Annotated in this window: 25 protein-coding genes and 1 tRNA gene; 18 read left to right on the top strand and 8 right to left on the bottom strand. The window is 56.9% G+C overall.

Annotated features, from left to right (window positions below; genetic code table 11):
* Positions 1-39 precede the first annotated feature (39 nt).
* A complete protein-coding gene (locus tag QEN43_RS03915) occupies positions 40-375 on the bottom strand; it encodes a hypothetical protein (protein ID WP_156912918.1) in 336 nt (111 codons plus the stop codon).
* A 680-nt stretch (positions 376-1,055) separates the two neighbouring features.
* On the opposite strand from QEN43_RS03915, the gene QEN43_RS03910 reads away from it, so the two are divergent.
* Positions 1,056-1,478, top strand: a complete 423-nt coding sequence (locus tag QEN43_RS03910) for a lysozyme inhibitor LprI family protein (RefSeq protein WP_051332066.1) — start codon at positions 1,056-1,058, stop codon at positions 1,476-1,478.
* A gap of 464 nt (positions 1,479-1,942) precedes the next feature.
* The gene (locus QEN43_RS03905; protein WP_036269345.1) at positions 1,943-2,440 is read left to right on the top strand and encodes a hypothetical protein; all 498 of its coding nucleotides are present in this window, start codon (positions 1,943-1,945) and stop codon (positions 2,438-2,440) included.
* 260 nt (positions 2,441-2,700) lie between these two features.
* On the opposite strand, the gene QEN43_RS21655 is transcribed toward QEN43_RS03905, so the two are convergent.
* Complete coding sequence (locus QEN43_RS21655) at positions 2,701-2,949, bottom strand: hypothetical protein (RefSeq protein ID WP_026612048.1); 249 nt, start codon at positions 2,947-2,949, stop codon at positions 2,701-2,703.
* Positions 2,950-3,249: 300 nt separating this feature from the next.
* Between QEN43_RS21655 and QEN43_RS03895 the strand changes: the two genes are divergently transcribed.
* The 4 genes from QEN43_RS03895 to QEN43_RS03880 all read left to right on the top strand — a co-directional run bounded on the left by QEN43_RS03895 (position 3,250) and on the right by QEN43_RS03880 (position 8,040).
* Positions 3,250-4,281 (top strand): hypothetical protein, encoded by a 1,032-nt coding sequence (locus QEN43_RS03895; protein WP_156912916.1) that lies wholly within the window; start codon positions 3,250-3,252, stop codon positions 4,279-4,281.
* 2,176 nt (positions 4,282-6,457) lie between these two features.
* Complete coding sequence (locus tag QEN43_RS03890) at positions 6,458-6,823, top strand: hypothetical protein (protein WP_317963717.1); 366 nt, start codon at positions 6,458-6,460, stop codon at positions 6,821-6,823.
* 277 nt (positions 6,824-7,100) lie between these two features.
* A complete protein-coding gene (locus QEN43_RS03885; protein WP_317963716.1) occupies positions 7,101-7,487 on the top strand; it encodes a YkvA family protein in 387 nt (128 codons plus the stop codon).
* 376 nt (positions 7,488-7,863) lie between these two features.
* On the top strand, positions 7,864-8,040 hold the full coding sequence (locus tag QEN43_RS03880) for a hypothetical protein (RefSeq protein ID WP_156912915.1): 177 nt from the start codon (positions 7,864-7,866) through the stop codon (positions 8,038-8,040).
* Between the two features lie 9 nt (positions 8,041-8,049).
* Here the strand turns inward: QEN43_RS03880 and metE are convergent, their stop codons facing one another.
* Positions 8,050-10,338, bottom strand: a complete 2,289-nt coding sequence (gene metE, locus QEN43_RS03875; protein ID WP_026612045.1) for a 5-methyltetrahydropteroyltriglutamate--homocysteine S-methyltransferase — start codon at positions 10,336-10,338, stop codon at positions 8,050-8,052.
* 136 nt (positions 10,339-10,474) lie between these two features.
* On the opposite strand from metE, the gene QEN43_RS03870 reads away from it, so the two are divergent.
* A complete protein-coding gene (locus QEN43_RS03870) occupies positions 10,475-11,371 on the top strand; it encodes a LysR family transcriptional regulator (protein WP_317963715.1) in 897 nt (298 codons plus the stop codon).
* A 663-nt stretch (positions 11,372-12,034) separates the two neighbouring features.
* Here QEN43_RS03870 and QEN43_RS03865 read toward each other — a convergent pair.
* Positions 12,035-13,057, bottom strand: coding sequence for a glycerophosphodiester phosphodiesterase (locus tag QEN43_RS03865; protein WP_317963714.1), 1,023 nt, complete (start codon positions 13,055-13,057; stop codon positions 12,035-12,037).
* A 109-nt stretch (positions 13,058-13,166) separates the two neighbouring features.
* Positions 13,167-14,492: a PP2C family protein-serine/threonine phosphatase gene (locus QEN43_RS03860; protein WP_026612042.1), complete on the bottom strand. Its 1,326-nt coding sequence runs from the start codon at positions 14,490-14,492 to the stop codon at positions 13,167-13,169.
* 186 nt (positions 14,493-14,678) lie between these two features.
* Here QEN43_RS03860 and QEN43_RS03855 point away from each other — a divergent pair, with 186 nt between their 5' ends.
* From QEN43_RS03855 to QEN43_RS03805, 11 genes are all read left to right on the top strand, one after another.
* Positions 14,679-15,731 carry a PspC domain-containing protein gene (locus tag QEN43_RS03855; protein WP_317963713.1) on the top strand — a complete coding sequence of 351 codons (1,053 nt, stop codon included), beginning with the start codon at positions 14,679-14,681 and terminating at the stop codon, positions 15,729-15,731.
* Between the two features lie 158 nt (positions 15,732-15,889).
* A complete protein-coding gene (gene glyA, locus QEN43_RS03850; protein WP_026612041.1) occupies positions 15,890-17,146 on the top strand; it encodes a serine hydroxymethyltransferase in 1,257 nt (418 codons plus the stop codon).
* 64 nt (positions 17,147-17,210) lie between these two features.
* Positions 17,211-17,720 carry a transcriptional regulator NrdR gene (gene nrdR, locus QEN43_RS03845; RefSeq protein ID WP_026612040.1) on the top strand — a complete coding sequence of 170 codons (510 nt, stop codon included), beginning with the start codon at positions 17,211-17,213 and terminating at the stop codon, positions 17,718-17,720.
* A 4-nt stretch (positions 17,721-17,724) separates the two neighbouring features.
* The gene (ribD, locus tag QEN43_RS03840) at positions 17,725-18,837 is read left to right on the top strand and encodes a bifunctional diaminohydroxyphosphoribosylaminopyrimidine deaminase/5-amino-6-(5-phosphoribosylamino)uracil reductase RibD (RefSeq protein WP_026612039.1); all 1,113 of its coding nucleotides are present in this window, start codon (positions 17,725-17,727) and stop codon (positions 18,835-18,837) included.
* Positions 18,838-18,861: 24 nt separating this feature from the next.
* The gene (locus tag QEN43_RS03835; RefSeq protein ID WP_026612038.1) at positions 18,862-19,518 is read left to right on the top strand and encodes a riboflavin synthase; all 657 of its coding nucleotides are present in this window, start codon (positions 18,862-18,864) and stop codon (positions 19,516-19,518) included.
* Between the two features lie 2 nt (positions 19,519-19,520).
* On the top strand, positions 19,521-20,630 hold the full coding sequence (gene ribBA, locus QEN43_RS03830; protein ID WP_036269342.1) for a bifunctional 3,4-dihydroxy-2-butanone-4-phosphate synthase/GTP cyclohydrolase II: 1,110 nt from the start codon (positions 19,521-19,523) through the stop codon (positions 20,628-20,630).
* Positions 20,631-20,642: 12 nt separating this feature from the next.
* The gene (ribH, locus tag QEN43_RS03825) at positions 20,643-21,122 is read left to right on the top strand and encodes a 6,7-dimethyl-8-ribityllumazine synthase (protein WP_026612036.1); all 480 of its coding nucleotides are present in this window, start codon (positions 20,643-20,645) and stop codon (positions 21,120-21,122) included.
* Positions 21,119-21,709: a transcription antitermination factor NusB gene (gene nusB, locus QEN43_RS03820; protein WP_026612035.1), complete on the top strand. Its 591-nt coding sequence runs from the start codon at positions 21,119-21,121 to the stop codon at positions 21,707-21,709. Before ribH ends, nusB begins: the two co-directional genes overlap by 4 nt.
* 33 nt (positions 21,710-21,742) lie before the next feature.
* A complete protein-coding gene (thiL, locus tag QEN43_RS03815; protein WP_026612034.1) occupies positions 21,743-22,705 on the top strand; it encodes a thiamine-phosphate kinase in 963 nt (320 codons plus the stop codon).
* The gene (locus QEN43_RS03810; RefSeq protein ID WP_051332062.1) at positions 22,698-23,210 is read left to right on the top strand and encodes a phosphatidylglycerophosphatase A family protein; all 513 of its coding nucleotides are present in this window, start codon (positions 22,698-22,700) and stop codon (positions 23,208-23,210) included. Before thiL ends, QEN43_RS03810 begins: the two co-directional genes overlap by 8 nt.
* 146 nt (positions 23,211-23,356) lie before the next feature.
* A tRNA-Met gene (locus QEN43_RS03805) sits at positions 23,357-23,433 on the top strand.
* Between the two features lie 1,140 nt (positions 23,434-24,573).
* Here the strand turns inward: QEN43_RS03805 and QEN43_RS03800 are convergent.
* The 3 genes from QEN43_RS03800 to QEN43_RS03790 all read right to left on the bottom strand — a co-directional run bounded on the left by QEN43_RS03800 (position 24,574) and on the right by QEN43_RS03790 (position 26,456).
* The gene (locus tag QEN43_RS03800; protein WP_235726711.1) at positions 24,574-24,948 is read right to left on the bottom strand and encodes a type II toxin-antitoxin system VapC family toxin; all 375 of its coding nucleotides are present in this window, start codon (positions 24,946-24,948) and stop codon (positions 24,574-24,576) included.
* 8 nt (positions 24,949-24,956) lie between these two features.
* On the bottom strand, positions 24,957-25,271 hold the full coding sequence (locus tag QEN43_RS03795) for a type II toxin-antitoxin system Phd/YefM family antitoxin (RefSeq protein WP_051332061.1): 315 nt from the start codon (positions 25,269-25,271) through the stop codon (positions 24,957-24,959).
* Between the two features lie 690 nt (positions 25,272-25,961).
* Positions 25,962-26,456 carry a hypothetical protein gene (locus tag QEN43_RS03790; protein WP_026612029.1) on the bottom strand — a complete coding sequence of 165 codons (495 nt, stop codon included), beginning with the start codon at positions 26,454-26,456 and terminating at the stop codon, positions 25,962-25,964.
* Between the last annotated feature and the right edge of the window lie 10 nt (positions 26,457-26,466).

Genomic DNA, 26,466 nt, shown 5'->3' with positions numbered 1-26,466 from the left:
GAACCCATCGTTTCCGCTGGCGGCGCTGACCGAACCCTTTTAGCTGGAACGTGATTGCCCGTACTTCCGGGTCTTGGCGGCATCGGATGTCCTGCTGCCGGCGCGAGGCCGGCTGCCAGTCCACTGGACTCGCCTGCTGCGTGCGCTGGTCTCGTTCCTCTCCGGTAACGTGTTGGCGGGAACCGAGATGAGGCTAGCGTCCAAGAGCGGTCCACCATGGGCGAGATAGCCGTCCCGAGCCAGTTGACTGTTCACGGCTTCGAACAGGGTGTCCCTTGTCCGGTCCACCGGTATCGGTTCCCGGAAAGTACAGAACGTGGTGCGGTAGGGCACCTGACAACTAAGCCGTAATCCCGGGAAACGTTGGACGCTCACCCCCAATACCGCACGTGGATTTCATTAGCTCATCTGGCCTTTGCCATATCTATTTCGGAGCACCAAGGCAGGGACATGAGGACGCGGCAAATGGCGGCGGCGCCCAACCGCTCTCCGGAGCCACGGCTTAATAGTCAACACGTTTGCCATCACTTGCAGCACGTCTCCCGGTCTTTCTTCGCTTCGCGTTCGTCGGCGGCAAACAGGCTTTCTTTGATCCCATTCGGGCTCGGAGGAAAAGTCGATCTCCCCATGATATCAGGGCAGGGTTTCCCAAGATGCCCCAATGGGCCGGCGTCCTGTCTCCATTGGTGCTTAACGCGCAGTTATTGCTTCGGCAATTAAAGGACAAAAGTGGGAAACCCATCCAACACATGATTCTGATTTAACGGCCGGAACAATAATGGATTTCTTGGAGGGGTATGGTGACTCGATAGAAGATTTTTATCGTTTAACGAAAGCTCTTAGATCACGGACTGACTAACGGGATTATTTTCAAAAAACGGCAAGTCTTCTATGATTATCTCGATTGTTTCTGTTGTGGTTTTGCATCTCTCATGAGATCCTTCAGTTGGTTTACGTGGATTATGTCGCGTCGAGGCGAAGCTTTCCGTATGTCATCCTGAAACGCAGAATATAAACAGTTCCTTTTAAGCCTTTGTTAGATTACCGGAGAACACATGACACTAAAGGTGGTATTTATCACTTTACTGTTGGCGCCAGTAATCACGTATTCCGAAGATCTTCCAAAGTGCAATCGAGATGGAACTCAGTTAGAAATTAACGCGTGCGCGGCCGATGAGTTTGACAAAGCGGAGCGCAAGCTCAATGAGGTCTATAGGGCGCTACTGAAGAAAGAGGAAAAGAATGTAATTTTTATTCAAAAACTTCGCGCGGCACAAAGAGCATGGTTAGCGTTCCGAGATGCGGAGTTAGAAGCAATGTACGCGTGCGAGGAAGGAAGTACTTGTTGGGGTACTATTCTGCCGCTGTGTTACGCGGATTATAAGACGAAGTTGACGCGGGAGCGGACTCAGCGCCTTCAGCAGTTTTTGGATAAAGGGCACCCCGCCGACAACTGTTACTCAGAGCGAGATCGATGAAGCTGACACCGGAAAGCTTTAGGCTTCGTTCTTGCTGCGTTAACGGCGCGCTCTATCAATGGTATTAGGGGGAAACCATATGATTCGACAAGTTGCCTTTCTCATACGTCTAACAGGACTCTGCACGGGCTACGCAGCCGAAACGCCCTCGTCCGCAAGTGATGCGGGTTCATCTGCTAACCCCCTGCTCGCGTTTCTTTTTGGCTCGGACGAACCATTTTCAATCCAGGATAAGGCCAAGGAACTGCCATCCATCCGCAACCCAGCCTATCCCAAACAGTGTTTCAAGGCGTACGAGGTATGGGGTTTCCGCTACACGGGCCAACGGATACGGTTCCTCTATTGCTCTTCACCAGTCTCCGGGGGCTCGCTGATGGGCCAAGAGATCCTTGAATACGCGCGCCTGTGAGGTCGCCGGGCCTAACATAGCACTCTTATGGTTTTTTATTTTCAGGTTTCCTTCCATGACGCGTCCGGTTAGCTCTGTACTCGAATTCTTGTATCGTTACTGCCGCCCGCTCCTCGTTTATTTCCTCGTGTTTGCCGTCCCCTCGTTCGCAAAGGCGACTACTTTAGAGGAAGTGTTCGCCGGTTTCCGAACGTGCGAGTTTCCAAACTTCTTTTACGCGCCATGGGACTCACAGCAAAAGGTTCATCCCTACCTCGCCGAGAGAGGGTTAACGCCCTACAAAGAGAAAGATGGCCTCTACTATTTCAAAGTGAAGGACTCTTTTTTTGGTCTTCCTGTGTCGGAAATCATTATTCCCGGTACGTGGGATTTTCATTCGATCGTCTTTGATGTTCCGCTCGCTGAAGCTCAAAAGACGTTTAAGCGTGTATTCGGGAATGTATTCCCACCGTCTGAACAAGCTGATGCTGGCGAGGCTCCGGCGTTGGTAGAGCGCTTCGATGATCCGAATCGGTCAGCTCTGTATTGCAATAAGGTGGAGGCAGGGTGGTGAACGAAGCCGAAGACCACTAAGATTTCGTTACAGCGGTCGGTCAGCCATCTGCGCAGCCTGTGCGACGTTCTGAGACGTAAGAGCACATTGACGGCGTGCTCCACGATTTCGGCATTTGATTGTTCGCCTAATAAACGACGTAGATGGTCGATGCCTTAATGCTCTGGCACTGTAGGTGCCTCCGGCGCGCTATACGTTTGGGGTAACGGGGCTGCCTTTGGCACGCATTAGGATGACAAAGACGATAGATTGAAAGCGTATCAATGTTTCAGCCAATCGTTCACATCGCGAGCCGAGCACCGAAACCGAGCAATCCAGCCGACATGGAGTGCCGCCACCCACGCCAGGACAAGAGCAAAAGTGCTTTTGGCCTCCGACAGCTTGACCACGATGAGCCGAATGCCCTGCTGGCGGGCGGCCTCGGCCGCCTGGTCGCCGGTGTAGCCTTGATCGACAAATGCCATTTCTATGGACCGAAAATTGGTGAACAGAGCGCGCCCGTTCGCCACTGGGGGCACGCTCTTGCTCGTTGGCCAACGTGACCGGCAGATGGCCTAAGGCATTAATGACCCTGGGGTCTTGCTATCCTGTCTGCACTTTTCGATGGCAACGTTCGCCCGTCGAAGATAAAAGAACTAGCTGAGAATTCCAAGCTTATTGCCGGCGTTTTATCGACAATACGCCAGACATAAGTGACGTATCCACGCTATTCGAAAACCGAACCGAGGCGCGGCTTTCCGGGTTTATTCTCAAATCCAAGGATAGATCGGTCTTTTCCATTACCTGTCAATTTGCCTGAGATGCCATTCGTGAGAACTACCGCCAAAATCCTTGCAGCCACTCTGATTTCCGTTTCGCTCATCCTGCCGGCTTCCGCTCAAAACCCAAACCCGAAATCAGTGTCGTCCCTATCCCGGGTTCTTGGAACCATCGAAAGTCCGGAAGGAAAGGCTATATATGAAGAACAAATGAGTGGTTCAACGCGCCCGGATGGTTTTGGCACTGTGCTGCCGAGGGGCGTTACCGCGGAAGATGTTGTGCGACTTATTCTGCCGAAAGCCGATCCGTCTCTTGCCACACTCGTTGGGATGAAACGCTGGCCCTATGGTAAGGACATGTATGTTGCTTTTGCCTGCATAGCGCCAAACCAGGCCACGAAAGACAGCGTAATCAAATATAACAACGGCGAGCCAATTTGCAGTCCTCGGGACAAGGTTGTGGTTGACCCCAGCGGCAACCCCGAAGACGAGTACCTGATGGCGCTCGCCATGCTGAAGCATGACGAACAAAAGCGCCTTTCTTTGGCATCAACGGTTATCAGCTGGTCTGGGATCGAGGGAAGTCCCTTGGGCGCAAGCTGGGAACATTCGAATCTCGTTAACCCTGATGGAATCGCTTGGAGCGAAGACAAAGATAACGAATCAAGATACGCGCTTTTCTTCCCGGAGGAGATCTACAGGTTCGATTTCGCCAAGTACGCCATAACCAAAAGTAACATTGCTTTTGGCATTCGTTCCGGGATAAGTAAAGGTTATGCTGGAGGCGGCGGAAATTTTCAAATTCTGACTCTGTTCGCCGTAGTCGACGGAGAACTGCGTGCAATCTTCTCCGAACCTATTTACTACTTTCAAGATATTGCGGGAGATTGGAACGAGGATGGCACTCGGAATCATAATATCTACGAAGGCGAAAATATTGTCATCGTCTCCGAGGCCACTGCTAACGGATATTTCAAGCTCCTTGTCAAACCGAAAAAGATTGTCAAATCGAAGAAGAAGCCGTGGCACAAGAGCTTTCGTTGGGATCCGACTATACGGAGGTACGTAGCAGAGGATGCCTAATCGGGCACCGGGAATTTCTAGTCCCCTGTTCCCATACTATCACGGCATACGGATCCACACCGGTGGTACAGGCATAACCTTGGGCCTTCATCGAAAGATCACGAATTGAAATCAGCCCTCGGGCGGCCATCCTGGCTTGGGTTGTCAACGTCCCGCCAGTCGCTATTACGGAGCCTCACCTCTGGAGTTTGCCCTACTGGTTAGCCTGCGGCCACCCAAATCGTTCCCGACGGTGTCGCGCTGCTGATCGCCGGCAGGATCGCCTGGTGCTCTTCGACTCACGTCACAAGAGCGTCTAGGCTAAGGATCGCCGAGGACGAACCGAATCGTCGGCCAAAGAATCCAGGCCAGTGGCGCGGGTATTACCGATGACTCACGGTGCGCGCCACTTTGGCAAGCTTGGTCGCGCGACCACCCTGCCATTGGCTAGAAGCGTCTCGCCGTAGGTTTAGCGTGCCGGTTTATCGCTCCGCCGGTGGGATTGGGACAGGAGAATAATCACCTCGCCCGGCCAAACCCACCGTCCATCGATTCTCAACGCCTGCCACGCATCCTTCATCGCTGAGGGCGCGCAGATAGCGCCCGGATCGTTTCAGTTCTATCGCCGCCTGAGCAGTGCTTTTCGACGGTTTGTAGTTTCTCTCGCACGGCGGCTTTCGGAACCGGTGCGTGCTCTAGTCGGTCCCCGGATTGTCTCATCGATCGGATCGACCGAAGGCCTTTCGGTTCAGAGATGCCAGGGTAACGCAGTACCGCGACACGGTTTCCCGGCGGCGCCGCGCTTAACCGACACTTAGCGCGATGTCGTCGCAAGGCCGGCATCACCGAGATTTCCCCGCAGCGCCTCCATCTTGCGGCTTGCATAACCGTGACGTAGCCAGTAGGTCGTGGCGTGTTCGCGGCAGGCGGTGCTGGTGGCTCGTCGGCGAACAGCGAAACGAGTTCCGGGCGCCCCAGCCGCGAGGCAGGACGGCAAATCGTTAGCGTAACACCTGGATCTGTTGGCGGGCGGCAAGGACATCGTCCGACCGGAGGTCCGGAGAGGCCAGCACCGGACACTGCAGGCGCTCGATCTAGCCGTATAGGAGGGTGTTTTTGAAAGCATTCAGGGGCATAGCAGCGGCTTCAGGACTCCGATCGCCTTCCTGTCAACCATAAAAAAGTTTATAAGTTCTAAATAAGGTTTACGGCAGTCCAAAAATTTTTTCGCCGTAAGGTGCGGGATTAGCGTCGCTCACACGTCTTTACGGATTGAGACACGACATGAAAGGAATCCTCATGAACACCGAGAAAGATAATCCCGCCTCTGACCCAAGGGCCACCTTGAACGAGAGGCAAGCCTCGGAACCTGGAACCGCGGAAGGAGCCGAGTTTCCTTCGGCACGCTATTTCCAGATTCATTTCGATTATCTGAATGAGCGACTCCGCGACCTACGCCACCGCCTCAATACATTGCAACAGCAAATCTCCGACTTTCAGCGCGGTTCCGATCACGATCAGGCTGAGGAAAACAAACCCCAGTCTACTCGGACGATCGGTAATGCCGTAGACGGAACACCAAAACACGGTGGGACAGCACCGTACTCCGCAACGCGGCCCTCAGTCGGGCCGACGATTTCGCTCCAACGCGTCGACAAACGCCGGAAGCCGCGGTAAAGAACTGCAAGTGACGTAGCTCCGCTCTTTGGCACGGTCTCAAAGGAATAAGCACTAATTTCTTTTTTCCTTTTCCGAAGACCCATCTTACGACTGTCGATGGCGTCCGGCGGTCCCACTGTCGAGATCCCTTTTTCCTGACCTGGAAGCGTTCGGGCGCGGTCGTGGTGGCCGCGGCTCTTGCCGCCTCGGTGCACGCTTGTTCCTCTTCTGAGATGTCAGCCGCCAAGCCCCCTTGCGTCTCACCGAGACCGAACCGAACAAGCACATCGACATCCTCAGCGTGAAGGTGGATGGACAGCTGCTCCGGACGATAATCTGAGCCCAAAGGCTGGCGCAGGAGTGAACCGAACCCGCTAAGTTCGGCATTTGCGGTCTAATTGCCAAGTTCTCGGGCGCCGTCGGATGTCAGGGATTCGGCTTTCCGAAGCGGACTGTTTGAATCGTAGTTCTGCAACGAATCTCCAGATGAAATATATTTGCCGGTAGACGGTCTGAACGATCATGGAGGTGCTTAGTAATGAATATCGATGTCTCGAATATCCGTAACGACAGGTCCCTTCCCTCTCTCCTTTACCTTTATCTGTGGCCGCTCTGGATCTTTGAAAACGTAAATGCGGGCTCCTTTCTGGAACGCGCTGCGGCTTACCGCCGCAACCGGTCCAAACGGGTCTACCTGCCAGGCTATACGGCAAAATGGACTGTCATTTTCGGGATGCTCCTAGCGATGCTGGCGGCACTCGAAGGCATGGCAAACCTGTTTGCCTCGTGGAAATTCCCGTTCACGCTTCTCGCCTGTGGAACGGGGATATTGGCGATTCTGGCGTTCGTCGTGGTCGTGATGACTATCGCCATCTACTTATTGTTGACCCATTGGGAGTTCTGAGAATCCGCCGAGACGAGTCACCAGGAACGCCAGGGTGTTCATTTCGGTTCCACCCCGTCCAGCGCAGTGGAATGCCAACCGGTACTACCGATCCGCGACACGGCAGTCCTTCTCCGTTCGCCGGCTTTCCTTAACTAAGCCCCCTTTACTGAAGAGTATTGGCGGATAATCGCGTCGACTACTGTGGAATGAATGAAACCTAGCTTAATCGAAGAACCTTGCCGAACGCACACGATTGTGATCGGTGCTCTTCGAATCTCCTTGAGAGGTGTAAGCGATGCTGAGACAAAAAATTTCAGAACGGCTGAAAGCCAATGCCAAGACGCTCACCGAGAGCGATATCAAGCGAGTCATCGAGAAGGCCGACGATTTGAAACGAACGTTCGAATCCAACGGCTCTCTCGGCTGTTTCCTGAAAGATGTCAAATTGATGATCGCGCTGGTGAGGGACTACCGGAACGGCACTTATCGCCAAATTCCCTGGTATGCGCTTTCCGCCGTCGCCGCCGCCCTGCTCTATGTCTTGAGTCCGGTTGATTTGATTCCGGATGTCGTCCCTGTTCTGGGATTCACCGACGATGCGCTGATGATGAGCGTTTGTCTGCTCCTGGTCGAACAGCAGTTGGCCGAATACGAAACCCGCACGGCCGAAACGTCGACCTGAGTCCGAAGGGCTCCGCGCATCGAACCGCCTCGCTCGAAAGCGCCCCCTAGATCAGCGCGCCGGACACATGACTAGGTAACCCCACGTATTGTTCCAGGTCCTTGGCCGCGATCTAATACCCTCCACTCGGCTCCGGCGTCGGCCACGGCCCGCGGGGTGAGCGGAATGCCGCGCCGAGTGCGAAGCGGGATGTTTCGCCCCAGAGCGCCAAGGGAGCTGCGGCTTTCTGGATGTTTCCAAGGACGGCAAATGCATGCACTGTGTGATGATGGGGGCTGGCGGGCGGGAGGCCGCCCGGGCTCGCCGGAATCCGGCGTGAACACGGAAGTTCTGCCCGTCATCGCACAGTCGCTTTCCCGCGAATAGACACCCTGCCATGATCCACATTTCATCGTCGTCACGATTACCGCGCTGGACAAAGACAGCCGCCCGCATCTTCGTCGCCGTACAATTGCTCAAAGCCGTTTCCGGGCTCGGGATCGGCGGCCCGGTGGCGCGGGCTATGGCGTTCACGAAGGTCATCCGGATCCTCGGGAACCTACGGCGCACCTGACCCGTCGCTTCACGAACGGCGTCGACCTTCAATCACCCACCTTTGGCGTAGCATTTTCGCCGCCTCGACCATATTCGCCAGGGCCTGCTCCACTTCCGGCCATCCGCGCGTCTTGAGCCCGCAGTCAGGATTGACCCAAAGCCGCTCGGGCGAAATCGCTTCGCACGCTTTTTGGAGAAGGCGCAGCATCTCCTCCTTGTTCGGCACGCGGGGGGAATGGATGTCGTAGACGCCCGGGCCTATGTCGTTGGGATAGCGGAATTCCCGGAAGGCGGCCAGCAAATCCATCCCCGAACGGGAGGTTTCGATGGTGATCACGTCGGCGTCCATATCGGTGATGGCGGGCAGAATGTCGCCGAACTCCGAGTAGCACATATGGGTGTGGATCTGGGTATCGTCCCCGACGCCGGATGATGCCAGGCGAAACGCTTTTACCGCCCAGTCCAGATAGTCGTCCCAGTCGCGCCGCTTGAGCGGCAAGCCTTCGCGGATCGCGGGTTCGTCGATCTGTATGGCGGCGACGCCGGCTTGCTCGAGGTCTCCCACTTCGTCGCGAATAGCCAGAGCGATTTGGAAAGCGGTGACCGCTCGGGGCTGATCGTCGCGCACGAAGGACCACTGCAGCATGGTTACGGGGCCGGTCAGCATGCCCTTGACCGGCTTCCGGGTCTGCCTTTGGGCATAGGCGATCCATTCCACGGTCATGGGCTTGGGTCTCGATACGTCGCCGACGATGATCGGCGGCTTGACGCAGCGAGAGCCGTAACTCTGTACCCAGCCCTGTCGGGTGACGGCGAAACCTTCCAACTGCTCGGCGAAATACTCCACCATGTCGTTGCGCTCGGCCTCGCCGTGCACCAGGAGATCCAGGCCGAGGGCTTCCTGCTTGCGTACCGCTTCGCGTATGGCCTTGCGCATAATTTCCCGGTATTGGGCTTCGCTTCGCTCGCCTTTGCGGTAATCGGCGCGGGCCTTGCGGATGTCCGGGGTCTGCGGAAAGGAGCCGATCGTAGTGGTGGGAAAGAGAGGCAGCCGCAGCCTTTCCCGCTGCAACGGGATCCTTTCGGGAAACGGTGAATAACGCCGGAAATCCGCTTCCGTCAGTTTTTCGAGTCGGGCCGCGACCGCCGGATTGTGAATCTTCGGCGAGGTCGCCCGCTCTCGCAAGGCGCGAGCCTGGGTTTCCAATTCGCTTCGGACCGCCTCGACACCCAGCCGCAAGCCTTTGTCTAAGATCGCCAACTCTTCGAGCTTCTGTACGGCGAAAGCCAGCCAGCTCTTGATCTCGGGGTCCAGCTCGGACTCTGCCTCCAGATCCAGCGGCACATGGAGCAGCGAACAGCTCGGCGCGATCCACAGGCGCTCGCCCAAGGCCGCGCGAGCAGTCTCGGCCAGCGCCAGCGCCCGTCCGAGATCCGTGCGCCAAACATTGCGACCGTCGATGAGTCCGAGCGATAGGATCTTGTCCGAAGGATACCCGTCCAGAAAATCCGACACCTGCTCCGGCGCTGCGACCGCATCGATGTGCAGGCCGCTCACCGGCAGGGTTTTCATCAATTCCGCACGATCCGCCGCCGACTCGAAATAGGTCGCGAGAAGAATCTTCGGCCCCGACGCCAGCGTGCGGTAGGCTTCCCGATAACCTGCGAGCCAGTCCGCAGGCAGATCGAGCACCAGGGCCGGCTCGTCCATCTGTACCCAGGCGACACCCTGCTCCTCGAGCCGCCCGAGGATTTGGGCATAGACCGGCAGCAAGCGGGGCAACAGCTCCAACCGGTCGAAACCCTCGTCCTTCGCCTTGCCCAGAAACAGATAAGTCAGAGGCCCGATCAGCACGGGCTTGACGTTGAGTCCAAGAGCCTTAGCCTCCCCCACCTCCTCGAACAGCCATTCCGCGCCCAGGTGAAACACTGTGTCGCGACGGAATTCAGGGACGATGTAGTGGTAGTTGGTATCGAACCATTTGGTCATCTCCATGGCCGGTTGGTCCTGGTTGCCCCGGGCCAATTCGAAATAGCGGTCGAGACCCGGGGGCTCGTGGCCGATGCCGAAGCGTTCCGGAACGGCGCCGAGCAACACCGTCATGTTCAGCATCTGATCGTAGTAGGCGAAATCGCCCACCGGCACCAGGTCGATCCCTGCCCTGCGCTGCAGCGTCCAATGCCGCTCGCGAAGCTGTCGGCCGATTTCGGTCAAATCCGAAAGGCCGATCTTGCCGGTCCAGTAGGCTTCCAGCGCCTGCTTCAACTCGCGCCGGGCGCCGATGCGAGGAAATCCTAAAGAATGCGTCACCGCCATGATTCCTGCTCCTCTTTAATTACGGATCAATTCGGAACTGGCATGATCGGTTCCCGATGATTATTATTCAAACTCATTGTTTTCATAATCTTCATCGATTTCATTCATGATCCAGTCGATTTTGGAGCTTCGCCACTTGCAGACGCTGCTGGCGCTCGTGGAAACCGGCACCTTGTCCCGCGCCGCGACGCGGCTCTATCTCACCCAGTCGGCGATCTCGCACCAGATCAAGCAGCTGGAGGAGCACTACGGCGTCAGCCTGTTCGAGCGCAAAAGCCAGCCGCTGCGGCTGTCGCCGGCCGGACAGCGCCTGCACACGCTGGCGGAAACGGTCATGAAGCTGGTCGGAGAGGCGGAGCGGGACGTCGCCCGCATCGCCCAGGGCGAAGCCGGGCAGCTCCGCATCGCGGTGGAGTGTCATACGTGCTTCGATTGGCTCATGCCGGCCATGGATCAGTTCCGCGAGCATTGGCCGGAAATCGAGCTGGACCTGGTCTCGGGCTTTCACGCCGACCCATTGGCCCTACTGTTGGAAAATCGAGCGGAACTGGTGGTGGTTTCCGAGCCGCAGCCGCGCTCCGGGCTGGTTTTCCACCGGCTGTTCAGTTTCGAAATCGTCGGACTGGTATCGCGGCAGCATCCGTTCGCGTCCAAGCCCTTTCTGAAACCAGAGGATTTCGCCGAAGAAACATTGATCAGCTATCCGGTGCCGGACGACATGCTGGACATCGTGCGCAAGGTGTTGAAACCGGTTGGGATAGAGCCGAAGCGGCGCACCGCCGAGCTGACCGTGGCCATTCTGCAGCTCGTCGCCAGCCGACGCGGCATCGCGGCCTTGCCCAACTGGACGGTGCAGAGCTATCTGGAGCGCGATTATGTCTTGGCAAAACCGATCGGCAAGACAGGTCTGTGGAGCGCATTATATGCCGCGACCACGGAGTCCGCGGCGGCGTCGGCCTTCATGCTGGATTTCCTGGACACCGTGCGTTCCAGCAGCTTCCGAAATCTGCGGGGGCTTCAGCCGCTGCCGTAACCGGACGGACCCGTTCGAAAACGGCTCATACGTATTTTTACGTGCTTACACGGCGTGCAAAGCACGATTGAATGAAACCCTCTATAGCCTAATCACGCCGAATGGTTGATCTCCTCAGTCACGGTCCCTGCGCATTCCGGCATCGATCGCATCGATTCGTCATCGAGTTCGGTTCCGCTCGACACTATCCACATTTTGACGCGGTTTGAGCGTATAATGGATAAATCTTCCACAACCATGAATCCACGATTGTCCCAATCAAGCACCAAAATTCCCCTCGGTACAGCAGTACTGTATAAACCCAAAAGGCCCCGCTTTTTCAAGGATTCCCATCTGCCAGGCCAACCCGCCATCATCAAGCGCTACTCGCGCTTCAACAGCGGCGACTGTTTCATAGAATTTCCTTCTGGCGGCATTTTGCGGGTGCCCGAGAGCGATATCGAACCGGTCGTAACATAGCTACCACCCGACGGATTCACTGCCTTCCCGCGGTCGCGCTCGAAGCGTTGTGAATAACGTCTTGGCAATCAAGATGCAAACCTCTGGCCGAGCGGCGTAATGTCGCGAAGGGATTCGCGACCTACAGCGGCACGGTCGTAGCTCGGCAATCATTTGCCGACGAACCTGTTTGCCCAACGGCTCTGTCGGGACTGGATACCAATCCTATTGGTTTCGTTCGGCTGCACGCGCGGCGATGGCGGTATCTGGGAAGTCCGAAAAAACGCCATCGACGCCAAGGCGGTAAAACTGCCGGTATTCTTCCAGCGGATCGCCGCCATAGTCAGTCGCCAAGTATTGGGGGTCGTTGCGGAAAGTCCAAGCGTGAACGAACAGACCGGCTTTGTGTGCATCCCGGATCACAGAGCTTGGGGCGAGAAGTTTAGCTTCCGACTCATCCGCGCCGGCGCGCGCGATAGCGCCAACCAGATAGCGTTTCCACGGCCCAATGCCGTCCGCATAGGTTCTGATCTCGGCCAAGCCGTCTTCGGTCAGCAAATCCGCGTAAGTGCGGGAATCTCCGCCCGCTTCGAAATCGTATGGACGGCCCGGCAGCGGGCTTCCGTCCGCCCCGAGACCGACTCCGTCGATGAGTTGCACCAGCCGCACGCCGGTCATTTTCCTCAAGGCTCTTAAATTGGCTGTCTCGAAGGACTGAATGACCACGGGAGCGGTTCTGTCGGCCCATCCATGCCGCTTCAGCGTTTCGACTAGTTTTTCCTCCAGCGGCAGGCCGACCGACCTGTGATAACTGGGATGCTTAGTCTCCGGATAGATGCCGATGACGCGCCCGCGCCGCTCGCTCTCGCGTTTTGCCAATGAAATCACCTCTTCGAACGTTGGGATTTCGAAAAGGTCGTTGAATTGCTGGGGGCGAAATGGAAGACGTTGCCTTGCTCGTAGCGTTTTGATTTCTGCAAGCGTGAAGTCGTCGGCGAACCAGCCTTCAACGCTCGTTCCATCAATCACCTTGGTCGTCCGCCGTGCAGCAAACTCCGAGTGGTCGGAAACGTTCGTCGTTTCGGTGATGTTCAGCTCGTGGCGCACGATCAAAACGCCGTCCTTGGTGGACACGAGATCGGGTTCGATGAAGTCCGCTCCCTGTTCGATCGCGCGTTCATAGGCAGCCAGCGTGTGTTCGGGCAAATAGCCGCTGGCGCCTCGGTGGGCAATGACGATGGGAGGCATTCCGTTTAAGGTCGGAAAGACGAAGTCACGAGCACAGCCGTTCATAAACACAATGCACCATACGCCAACTCCAAGCCACAGGAACCTTTCCAAACACGCTCCCGCCACGTCACGTCGAGGGTCGATGGGGTTCTCCGGCCGCGATCTCACCGATTTCCACCGTCACCAGACACACGTCATCCTCGAACTGACCTTGCGCCGAAAAATCCTGAACGCGGTTGATCAAATCCCGGATCAAAGCCTGACCCGATTGTTTCACGTTTGATTCCACCAGAGCCAGCAGCCGCTCCTGCCCCAGCAGCTCGCTATCCTGTCCGCGGATCTCGAACAATCCGTCGGTGAAGAGCACAACCGCGTCTCGCGCCCTCAGTTCGATGCTCCCGGTGCGGTAGTTCACGCCGGGGCGGACGCCAAGGACGCCGCCGTTGCTCGATTGCACGCAGTCCAGGTGCATTACCTGCCCAGTTTGCCGGCACAGATGAATGGGGCAAGGATGTCCGGCATTGGCGTAACGAAACTCGCCGGCACCGACGTCGATCACCAAGGAAAAGGCGGAGGCAAAAGTCGACAGACTGCTACCCCTCAACATGTCGCAAAAGTCACCGTTGAGCGCCGTCAGCAATCTTCCCGGATCGGCAGCCTCTTCGCGATGGTTCTGAATCAAGGCCCTCATCATAGCCATCACCAAAGCGGCCTGCACGCCGTGCCCCATCACGTCGGCGATAAAAACGGCGATCGCTGTATCGGAGATAGGGAAAACGTCGAAAAAATCCCCGCTCACCAGGCCAAAAGGCGCATAGTGGCTGAATATGCGTACCGCGCTGGCATCCTGCGCGACGTCGGGAGGGATGGTCGGCAGAGTCCGCGGTAGCATGGCCAATTGCACTTCGCGAGCCATGCGCAGATCTTCCGTCAACTGCTGATTGCGCCTGCCAATCTCATCCTGCTTTTGCTCCAACTCCACGATGCTCTGCATCAGCAGCCGGGTCTGGAGGCGAACTAGGGTTTGTACCGAAATAAGCCCTAGGAATGCGCAACGGTCATCGACCAGTAGCACGTCCTGATTGAAGCTTTCGCCGGTACGCAAGAACACGCGCTGAAGCACGTCGGACCAACCCTGCTTGACATTGATCGACAAAGGCTGCGCAACCAGATGATCGCGGACCGGGGTCCTTCCGAACAGCGCAAATCCGTACTGCGAGCCGAGACGCATGGCGATCTCGTGGCGCGCACAAAGACCGACCACGCGCTGGCGGTCAAGCACGGCCATGAAACTGACGTTGGTCTGACGAAACTTTTCCTGCACGCTCGCCAGATCCTCATTCTGCTGGACGCAGGTTCGGTGGTCGACTAGGGCTTCCCAATCGATACTCCCGATCTCCGAAATCGATTCCATGAGGCCGATCGGGTTCTGTCCCGTCTCCAAATCGCTCATCCCCAAGATTTCCGCGCCTCGCCATTCCCGCTCATGAGACTTTATCTTACCCGAATCGAACCTTGCCGACGTGCGGAATATCCGAGTTCTCCGGACGATCTCCAACGCCCGGCAGCGTTTCGAAAAACGAAACTTTCATGCCGGTTTTTACTCGAAGTGTCGACTTCTCGTTTAGAATTTACTGTTATGCCGACTATGGGCTATCCGGAAACCGCCGATCCGTTCCGACCGCTCCGAATCATGAATGCCAGACGCAGACTCCAACGTAACCGGCAACGGCGCCGGCTAGCCGGCGTTTGCGCCGGCATCGCCGATTATTTCGGCGTCGACGTTACGCTGGTACGCTTTCTGTTCGTCCTGTCCGTGTTCTTTTCGTTCAGTCTGACGGTGTGGATCTATCTGGCGCTCTGGCTTCTCCTGCCCGCCGGACCCGAGACACCGATGCCGGACGTCTCCTGGCGTCTGTCAAGGGAACTCAAGCGAATCGAGAAACTGGTTCGCAAAGCCCATCGGCGGTTGCCCGCCTCGATCGCCGACGACATTCAGGAAACCTTTGACGTCATCAAACTCATCGCGCCGCATTTCGAAAACATCGCTCTCGCTCCGAGGACGGTCGACTCGCTCCGGGAGCAAGCTTTACGGCGGTTTCCGTCCGTCTTGAAACACATGCTGTCCTGCCCGGAAAACCTGCCTCCTTTCAAGCGTGCCCAACTTGAACTCGCCGAGTTGAAGGGCCAACTTCAACGCGCGGCGAACGATTTGCTCGATCAGGAGATACACCGAACTGCTTGGAACGCCGATCTGATTTCGCCGCAGGTCAGGTTATGGAAAGAACGGCTCGCGCCGCTTAGGGAGACGCTGCGCCAGCGTGCGGGTGAAAATACCTTGTGTCTGCTGCAACAAATCGAGGAAAAACTAGCCTTTCTCATGGAGCGGACGGAAAGCGGAGCCGATGATCTGTTCGACCTGACGCCTTTCGAAGTGCGAAAAATCGCATTCGATTACCTGCCGGACACCGTCAACCAATATTTGCAGCTTCCGCCGAGCATGGCGCGATCCCAAAAATTGAGCAGCGGTAAGACCGCCGAGGAATCGCTCAATGATCAACTGAACCTGCTTGACCATGCCCTGCACGACCTCGCCAAGAGTCTGTTCGAAAAGGATGCCCAAGGTTTGCTGGTACACGGACGATTCCTCAAGGAAAAATTTGCCGAACAAACCTTCCGGCTGTCGGATTGAGGCGCCGTTGCGGCCGACTGTCGGCATTTAGCTGCCATCGATCGGAACAATGGTTTCAGTTCGTCGCTCGACGAATTTTTATGCGTCAAAACCGCGTTTGCCGCCGTGGCCGTTGAGTTACAATATGCTATTCACCAACCAGCCTGTAGGTTCGTTTTATGTTTAGCAAGGGTATGGAGATCGCGGGATTCGACGATGAACTGTGGTCTGCGATCCAAAACGAAGAAAAAAGACAAGAAGACCATATCGAGCTGATCGCTTCCGAAAATTATGCAAGTCCCCGCGTATTGCAAGCACACGGTACCGTGCTCACCAATAAATACGCCGAGGGCTATCCCGGCAAGCGCTACTATGGCGGCTGTGAATACGTAGACGTCGTCGAAAGCCTGGCCATTGAACGCGCAAAGAAGCTGTTCGGCGCCGATTTCGCCAACGTTCAGCCACATTCAGGCTCCCAGGCCAACGCCGCGGTTTACATGGCCTTGCTCCAACCGGGCGATACCTTACTCGGCATGAGCCTCGCCCACGGCGGCCATCTCACCCATGGTGCCAAGGTCAACTTCTCGGGCAAAATTTATAACGCCGTCCAGTACGGTCTTGATCCGGCCACCGGCTATATCGATTACGACCAGGTCGAAACCTTGGCGAAGGAGCACCGGCCGAAAATGATCGTCGCTGGTTTCTCGGCCTATTCCAGAATCGTCGAGTGGCAGCGTTTCCGCGATATCGCGGATTCGGTCGGCGCTTATCTGGTCGTGGACATGGCGCATGTCGCGGGGCTGGTCGCGGCTGGCGTCTATCCCAGCCCGGTACAGATCGCCGACGTCACCACGACGACCACTCACAAGACCCTGCGCGGCCCTCGTGGCGGCTTGATCCTGGCCAAAACCAACCCGGAGATCGAGAAAAAGCTGAACTCATTGGTCTTCCCCGGCATCCAGGGCGGGCCCCTGATGCATGTGATCGCAGCCAAGGCCGTTGCCCTGAAAGAAGCCGCTCAACCCGAGTTCAAGCAGTACCAGACCAAAGTCGTCGAAAACGCGCGCGCGATGGCGCAGCGCTTCATCGATCGTGGCTACAAAATCGTTTCAGGCGGCACCGACAACCACCTGTTCCTGGTCGATTTGATCGAGAAGGGCCTTACCGGCAAGTTAGCGGAGGAAACCCTCGGTCGGGCCAACATCACCGTGAACAAGAATGCGGTTCCGAACGACCCGCAGTCGCCCTTCGTCACCAGCGGTATTCGCGTTGGCACGCCGGCCGTTACCACCCGCGGCTTCACCAAGCTCGACTGTGAAACCTTGGCCGACTGGATGTGTGACGTGCTCGACGAGCCGCAGAGCGAGGCGGTTATCGAGCGGGTGAAAGAGGACGTGCTTCAGCTTTGCCGCAGATATCCCGTCTACGCGCACTGAGCGTTTTCTTAGGACGCGCGAGGAAGTTCTCGACCCGCGCCGTTCCGCCTATGACCATCCAGTAATGCGCTGTCCGTTTTGCGGTGCTCAAGATACTAGAGTCATCGACTCCCGATTGTCCCAAGAGGGCGATCAGGTGCGCCGGCGCCGTGAATGCACCGAATGCAAGGAACGCTTCACGACCTATGAGGCGGCAGAACTCAACATGCCCAGGGTGATCAAGACCAATGGCAGCCGGGAGCCGTTCCGGGAGGAAAAGCTGCGTGCCGGCATTCTACGCGCGCTTGAAAAGCGTCCGGTCGGTAGCGACCGCATTGAAGCGGCAATCAATCGCATTAAGAAAAAATTACTGGCTCGCGGCGAGCGGGAGGTTTCTTCCCGATTCATCGGCGAAAGCGTCATGCAGGAACTCGGCGAACTAGACCATGTCGCTTATGTGCGGTTTGCCTCGGTGTACCGAAGTTTCCAGGACGTGAACGAATTTCGCGAGGTCATAGACCGCCTCGAGAGACAGCCCCATCCGAACGAGAAACGGGATCAGCCGGACTTGTTCGACGACGAGTCGGAGCCCTGACCCGATGGAGCTTTCCCCTAAGGTATTTTCCCGCGAGGATGCGGAGTTCATGTCTCGTGCGCTGCATTTGGCCGAGCGGGGTTTGTACACGACCGATCCCAATCCGCGGGTCGGCTGCGTGATCGTGAAAGACGGCCGGATCGTCGGCGAAGGCTGGCATCGACAGGCAGGCGGACCGCATGCTGAAATCGAAGCCCTACGCATGGCGGGCGATCTGGCCCGAGGCGCGACCGCTTATGTCAGCCTGGAACCATGTTGTCATCATGGTAAAACGCCTCCCTGTACCGAGGCCTTAATATCTGCTGGAATCGCCCGCGTGGTGGCCGCCATGAGAGATCCGAATCCGCAGGTCGAGGGCGAGGGTTTGACGAGACTCCGCGAAGCCGGCGTGGAGGTCGGCTGCGGGCTTTTGGAAAATGCCGCGGCGGCATTGAATCCCGGGTTCTGCAAGCGCATGAAGACCGGTCGTCCCTATATCCGCAGCAAGCTGGCCATGAGCTTGGACGGACGCACCGCGCTCTCCTCCGGAGAAAGCAAATGGATTACCAGCGAAGACGCCCGGCGCGACGCCCATCGCTTGCGGGCTAGAAGTTCCGCTATCCTGACCGGTATCGGCACTGTGCTCCAGGACGACCCGCAATTGACGGTGCGCTTGCCAGAAACGGCGGGAGACATTTTGCCGCCAGCGCGTATCGTTCTCGATTCCCGGCTGCGCATATCTGCCGCCATGCGTCTCGCCGGCGGGCAGAAACGCACGGTGGTCTTGACGACCGTATCGGACAAGGACCAAATTCGGACTTTGTCGGACCATTTCGACATCGAAACCCTGCCCGCGGCGCCGAACGGATGCCTGGACCTGACGGCGGTCGTCGATTGGCTTGGACGTCGCGAATTCAACGAAGTTCTGGTCGAGGCCGGCCCGACTCTGAACGGCGCCCTGCTTCGGGAAAAGCTTGTGGACGAGTGGATCGTTTATCTCGCCCCCGTGGTTTTGGGCAACCAGGCCCGAGGGTTGTTCGAGCTGCCCAATGTGGCGAGCATGGCCGAACGGTTCGAACTGACCATCGGCGACGTGCGTCGGATCGGGAGCGATCTCCGCCTGACCTTGCGCAATTAAATTTAACTCACTCGCGAGCTCTTTATGTTCACCGGCATTATCCAAGCGATCGGAACTATTACCCGCATCGAGCCCAGAGGCGGCGACTGCCGCTTAACGGTCGCCACCGGTAAACTACCCTTCGAGGACGTGAAACTCGGCGATAGCATTGCTGTCAGCGGTGTATGCCTGACGGTCGTCGAACTCGGGGATCGGCTTTTTGCTGCCGACGTCTCGCGCGAAACCCTTTCACGGACCACGCTCGGCGAAGCCAAGGTCGGAACCCATGTGAATCTGGAGCTCGCTCTACTGCCGACCACTCGGCTCGGCGGTCATCTCGTCAGCGGTCATGTCGATGGTATCGGCACAGTGGTCGACAAGCACAGCGACGCTCGATCGGTTCGGTTCATGATCGAAACCCCGTCCGACTTAGCCAAGTATATTGCCGAAAAAGGTTCGGTCTGCGTCGACGGGATCAGCTTGACGGTCAACGAGGTGAATGGCAATCGATTCGGCGTCAATATCGTACCGCACACTTTGGCCGAAACCACTCTGGGTGAAACGGTCACGGGACGGCGGGTCAACCTGGAAGTCGATATCATCGCCCGTTATCTGGAGAGGCTCCTGCTCGGCGATCGCGCCGCCGAAAGCGGCCCGGTCATCACCGAAGAACTCCTCAGAAACACCGGTTTTATCACCTGACTATGAACAGCATCGAAGAAATCATTGAAGATATCCGCCTCGGAAAAATGGTGGTCATCATGGACGATGAGGATCGCGAGAACGAAGGCGATCTCGTCATGGCAGCCGTCCATACCCGCCCGGAAGACATCAACTTCATGGCGCGCTACGGTCGCGGATTGATCTGTCTGACGCTCACCCGCGAGCGCTGCCAACAACTGCACTTGCCCTTGATGGTGAACGAGAACAAAACGCCGCACTCCACCAATTTCACCGTCTCCATAGATGCCGCGACCGGCATCACCACCGGCATTTCCGCCGCGGACCGCGCCCGCACCATTCTCTGCGCCGTGGCACCGGACGCCAAACCCGAAGACCTGGTCCAGCCAGGCCATGTTTTTCCGTTGATGGCGCAGCCGGGAGGGGTGCTCAACCGAGCGGGGCACACCGAGGCCGGCTGTGATTTCGCCCGCTTGGCTGGGCTCGAACCCGCCGCCGTTATCGTGGAGATCCTCAACGAGGACGGATCCATGGCGCGCGGCCGCGACTTGGAGAAATTCGCGAAAGAACACGGCCTCAAGATCGGCACGATCGCCGATCTGATTCACTACCGCATCCAAAACGAAAAAACAGTGGAGCGGATCTGTTCGTGCGATTTTCCGACCGAATTCGGCCAATTCCGCTTGCACGCCTACCAGGACCAAGTCGATAAACGCCTGCATCTCGCCCTCACCATGGGAAAAGTCGCCGGCGACGAGCCCGTGCTGGTGCGCGTGCACGGACGCAACCTTTTGAATGATCTCTTCGGTGCCCGACGGAGGGATGTTGGGCTGCCTCTGCGTACCGCCATGAAGTATATCGCCGATGAAGGACGCGGCGTTCTGGTCGTCATCCGCAAGGAGGAGGACGATAAATTCCTGGTCGAGCGCATACACCAGTATCAAATGGAAGATAACGGCATCGAAATGGCTGTCGACATGACGAAGACCGACGATTGGCGCACAACCGGAACGGGTGCCCAGATTCTGGCCGACCTGGGTGTGCGCAAACTCCGTGTACTAGGTGCGCCGAAAAAATACCTGGGGCTGTCCGGCTACGGCCTCGAAGTCGTCGAATACGTTTCCCAAGACTAAGAGAGAACAACGATGTCCGATATCAAGACTTATGAAGGCCAGCTTATGGTCCAAGGCGCCCGTTTCTGCATCGTGGCGTCCCGTTTCAATGGCTTCATCGTCGACCATTTGGTGGCTGGCGCCTTAGATGCGTTGTTGCGGCACGGGGCTAAGAAGGAAGATATCCATCTGGTCAAAACACCGGGGGCTTATGAGCTGCCGCTGGCAGTGCAGAAAGCAGCGGCATCGAAACGCTACGACGCCATCGTGGCCGTTGGCGCGGTCATTCGCGGAGCCACGCCGCATTTCGATTATGTTGCCGGCGAATGCGTCAAAGGTATCAGCAGCATCTCGCTCAAACACGAGATCCCGATCGCCTTCGGGGTGCTTACAGTGGACACCATAGAACAGGCGATCGAGCGGGCCGGAACCAAGGCCGGCAACAAAGGCGCCGAAGCGGCCTTGTCTGCGATAGAGATGGTCAATTTGTTGAACCAGATGGCCCTGGCATGAGCAATGCGAAAACGCTGGCGAGGCGCTGTGCGGTACAGGCCATTTATCAATGGCAGTTGAGCGATGCCGATCTCTCGTCAATCGAGGCCCAGTTTCTCACCGAATTGAAGGAGGCCAAAATCCTGCTCAGACGATACAAGAGCGGATACACGCTGACCGATCAAGAACAGAGTCTTCTCGAAGAATCGCTCGAGAAATACTGCCGCCAGCGAGAAACGGAAGAGGAACAACCCCAGACGCTCGACAACCTCATCGAGCAGTGCTGCGCGCCCGACATCAACGCCCGGCATTTCAAGGAACTGCTGCACGGGGTACCCCAACACCTACACGCGATCGATGCTGCAGTAAGCGAATTCGCCGATCGCCCGGTGGCCGAAATCGATCCGGTGGAGCGGGCCATTCTAAGAATCAGCGTGTACGAACTCCTGTACCGCCTGGAAATACCGTATCGGGTGGTGCTGAACGAAGGCATCGATCTCGCCAAGCATTTCGGAGCTGCGGAAAGCCATAAATACATCAACGGGATTCTCGATCGGGTAGCCCGCAAACACCGCATGGCGGAAATAGAAGCGCAGCATAAAGCCTAACGATTCGGGCAGTCTCCCTATCAACACACAGCCATGGCTTTAGGTGAGTTCGAACTGATTCGCCGGTTTTTCGCAGAGCCAAAGGTCAAGCATCCGTCCACGGTTTTAAGCGTCGGCGACGATTGTGCGTTACTGCAAATCGAGCAAGGCCAAGACCTGGTCGTAACCACCGACACGATGGTGGAAGGTGTGCATTTCCTGCCCGATGTTGACCCGGAAAATCTAGGCCATAAGTTATTGGCCGTTAATCTCAGCGATCTCGCCGCGATGGGCGCAGAACCCAGATGGGCCACGCTCGCACTGACCCTTCCTCATTGCGACGAAGCCTGGCTGCAAGGCTTCGCGAGAGGTTTTTTTGGCTTGGCCGAGCGTTATGGTGTCGAGTTGATCGGCGGAGATACCACACGTGGACCTTTGACCCTCACGGTCCAAGCCATGGGTCTCGTCGAGCGCGACCGGGCACTACGCCGGTCAGGCGCCCTCCCCGGCGACCTGATTTACTTGACCGGTGAGTTGGGCGCGGCAGGCATGGGACTCAAGATTCTCCAAGGAAAAACAGCCATCGAAGACCCAACAGCAATACGGCATCTCGAAAGACCGGAACCCCGAGTCGACATCGGCTTGAAACTGCGCGGATTGGCGAGCAGTTGTATCGACGTATCTGACGGGCTGGCCGCCGATCTGTGGCATATTCTGGAAGCTAGCGGCGTAGGTGCAACGCTCGATTGGGAGCAGCTGCCCTTGCCAGATGGGGTGCGCCGTTACCTCGCTGAAACGGGCGACTGGAGTATGCCTCTCTCGGCAGGCGACGATTACGAACTTTGTTTTACCGTTCCACCGGCAAATCGCGATGAGTTGGAGGCCCGCCTTAGATCGGTAGCTTGTCCATACGCCCGGATCGGCCGCATCGAGCCTCAGGCACGGCTGATGTTGTTCAAAGATGGCCGATCTATTGAACTTTCCCGTAACGGTTATCAGCATTTTTCAAATGACTAGCCAGGCCAGGAAAACAAAAACCCAGCGCACCGTAAAACCGGCAGAAATCTTCAGCGATCCCGTGTGTTTCCTAGCTTTCGGCTTTGGTTCCGGACTTTCGCCGATTGCACCCGGAACCTTCGGAACACTCGCCGCCATCCCGATCTATTGGCTTGTGGCTGGCCTAGGCAGACCGCTTTACGCGTCCATAGTCATCGCCCTCGCGATCGCCGGCGTTTATATCTGCGGACGATGCGAGCGACGGCTGGAGGTTCAAGATCACCCAGGCATCGTCTGGGATGAAATCATCGGCTTCCTGATCACCATGATGTTCGCGCCGGCGTCCTGGCAATGGGTGCTCCTAGGCTTCCTGGCTTTCCGCCTCTTCGACATCTGGAAACCATGGCCCATTGGCGATTTGGACCGCACCATCCATGGCGGGCTCGGCGTCATGCTCGACGATCTGTTGGCCGGCGTTTACGGAGCCGCTTGCCTGGTTATGCTTCGAAACGGATTCGGAATCTAAGAGCCCTACCCCACTACCCCGAAACCTTCGGCTCCGCTCCGGGTGAACGGCTTACTGCAATCAGAGCTAAGACCTTAACTTGTGTTGTCCGATGTTAACGTTTAATTGCATCGAAGCCTCGTTTCCGGTATAGTATTTGAGATCGACGCGGGGTGGAGCAGTCTGGTAGCTCGTCGGGCTCATAACCCGAAGGTCGTAGGTTCAAATCCTGCCCCCGCAACCACCGTTATCTGACTCAGGGCGGCACAGCCGCCTTTGAGTTCTGTCCACAAATGGCCGTTTTCCGGCACTAGCTTGATTTCTTCCCCCAGAATGCTCCTCAGCGCTTCACGCGCGTCGGCGACGTCTTCGATCCTTTCCAGCCGTTAAGCCAGGGTGCGGTAAATCTCTTTGGCTCTGGGCAGCATTTGGGTCGGCTGCCAGTTCTCGATTTCTTTCATTCTCCGTTTAGCCTCATCGAGCCGAGCCTAGGCATCCCAAGCACAAAGCTCCTGACAATGTGGCCGCCAGCAGTCGCAGATGATTATGTTCGCCTTGGCGCTCTGCAATCCAGAATTTCTGCCTCGTGACTACAACGATTGCGAACCGGAGGACCGCTGGCGCCGGTTGGATGATGTGCAGCGCGAAGCTGTTGTTTCATGGTGGAGAAGTTAATGCGCTATCAACTGTACATAGGTCCTCCCTATCTGAGCGGCCTTAGAGAAGTAAATCTGGTCACTACCGATCCATTCACCGAGCGAAAAAGCTTGGCGCGGTTGGATGAGGTACTCGCCGCCGCTTATGCCGGGCGAGTTCCGATAGTGTCCACGGTTAGGGCGCCTGAGTACGGGCAATTGCTTGGGCCGTTTAACCTTTTGACGCCAACCCTTTTAAGAACCTGGTGGACCGCAAACAACAGATCGGTTCCCTAGCAGCTTTTTTTTGTCACCGAATCAAACACGGACGGATAGACTTGCGGCTCGATTCCCTGTCGGATTTGGTCACGATGCCGCTGGCACAGTCCAATTTCGATAACTTGGCCCGCATGCTGAAGCTTGTGGACTACCGCCGAGGGTAACCGGCATCGAGCGCCTTTTGTCGTTTTAGCCTGACACTGCTTGTCGCCCTGCCACAGTTCAAGTGGTTCGGGTGCGGGCTGGGTTTCGGGGACTACTTCGAGAACTTCGCCCAGGCGCTTTTCGATAAATTGCTCGATCTCCCCGACCAAGTGCGCCGGGACTCGCATTGTTCGGGTTTCGCAGTTCCACTTCGAATTCCGCCCAGCCTCGGTCCGTTTTCCGCCTTGTGTCATCACGTGCAGATTGAATTTGTTACGAAATCAATCTACGCCATGTAAGCCGATACTGTCACGCCCCCTTACATCTCAAATAAGCCTCACCGGTGCTCCATAACCGGCTAGCTGCCGATCGGCCGTCAACAGGGTCAAACTCTCAACGCGCGCCTGTGCCAACAAAAGACGATCGAAAGGATCTTTATGCAGTAACGGGAGAGTTTCGATAGCGATGGCGTGTTCGCCGGTAACAGGTAGCTCTCGGTAGCCGCTGAGAGGGAGCATGCGCCATAGGCGATGTACATCGACCTTACAATCGGGACGGCCCAGGGTCTGTTTAATCGTGATCTCCCAGAGACTGGCGGCACTGTAATACAGCTCGTTGGCAGTATCCAGCAACAGTCGCCGGGCTTCTTCAGAAAGTCGGTCAGGATCGCCCGCGGCCCACAAGATAAGATGTGTATCCAACAAGAGATTCATCGCTTGCCTTGGTCACGCCCGGGTATGCCGCCTTCCGATCGCGACTCATCATCTTCCGGGGAGATTGAGTCGTGCTCTTGGAAAAGTCGCTCGACGGTTTCGGCTCCCATCTGATCGAAGTCGTCCGGAACTCGGATTTCGCCTTTCATAAATCCCAAACGACGATGGACTCCAATTTCGTCGGCATCGAGTGGCACAACCTTGACCAGCGGCTTACCGGCTTTGGCGATGATAAACGCTTCCCCCCGCGCCGCCTCATCGACCAGGCGGGACAAATGGGTCTTGGCTTCGTGGATGTTAACGATATGCACGGTGCGTGTCGTGAGTAAACTAATAGAGGTTAGTTTACTTCTTTTCGCATCGCCGCGCGAATCGGGCGGTGCGGATCAAATTTAAGAATGGACTTATATCTGGGTGCTCCGAGTAATCCTCCCTTTTGCGGATCGCAGCCATACGATCAACGTTGTTTACCGTTTGACATTCTCCCCGGCCTGAAGGCCCGAGAATCCTACCGCGCTCAGGGGTGGCATTGAGTCTCCCTGAGTCGCGTGGGTAGGGTTCCTGCTTCCGACCGCCACATAGCAGAACGCCTTTTCTTACGGCCCCCGTAACACCTTTCCCGTCCGTGTCACCCGGTCGAAGCTGAAAATATGCTCGCGCGAACTCTCTCAGCAGCAACCGACCATTCGACAGGGGAAATCGGGAGAACCCTAGTATGCCGTAATCGGACTCGAGGCGATTGTTCCGTAATTTTACTTCCCGGCGAAGGCAGCTCGCCGGTCGTAGACCTCCCTTCTTCAACGCTCGCATGGTTCGCCGTAAGTTAACAATACCTTGCAACCGCGCTGGCCAACGGGTTAACGTCAGCCAAGAATCGTCGATCTGCAAGTATCGATGGGGGTGGAGAATGGATGGAAGATAGGATGAGCGGGTTGCGGTTCGGGGGCGGGCGGATTTGGCGGTAAGACGGAGAGTGCGCGTGCCGTGCCCTCCGTGTCAACTCAACACGGAATCCAGCAAAGTGATGTTCCGGGAATCCGCATTCTGTTCGGGGGACAACCGTCCCCACATGGTGCAGTGATTGCAGTTGTAGCCGCCGTCCCGACCGGAATCGGCTCGCTCAGGGTATCGCTGATTTGCCAGGCGGAGCCGATCAGGACGACACCGCCGATGGTGCTGATAAAACTGAACGTGTTGTCGCGTTTGAGGACGAAGGCGTAGTGGGGTGCGCTGTTGTCCGCTTTCGAACCGGAATCTCCAATCAGGAATTCAATGGTGCCTGTGCAATCGGGGTTGACGGTATAGGTGGCGCCGATTTGACCGGTTGAAGACGAAATCGTGTCGCCGGATTCGGTGAGTTTGATCCATGCATTGCCTTCGCCACCCGCATCGAAGGTGCCCAACATGGGCGAAATGAACTGGCCGCCGATCGGTAACCACGCGCCCGGACGTCGTTTGGCTCGGCATGTCCACGCGGTCAGAGGTCTGAAAGCCATACCGGCCTTT

Source organism: Methylocaldum szegediense, from assembly GCF_949769195.1.
Taxonomy (GTDB): Bacteria; Pseudomonadota; Gammaproteobacteria; order Methylococcales; family Methylococcaceae; genus Methylocaldum; species Methylocaldum szegediense.
This window is presented reverse-complemented; position numbering and strand designations above follow the sequence as displayed.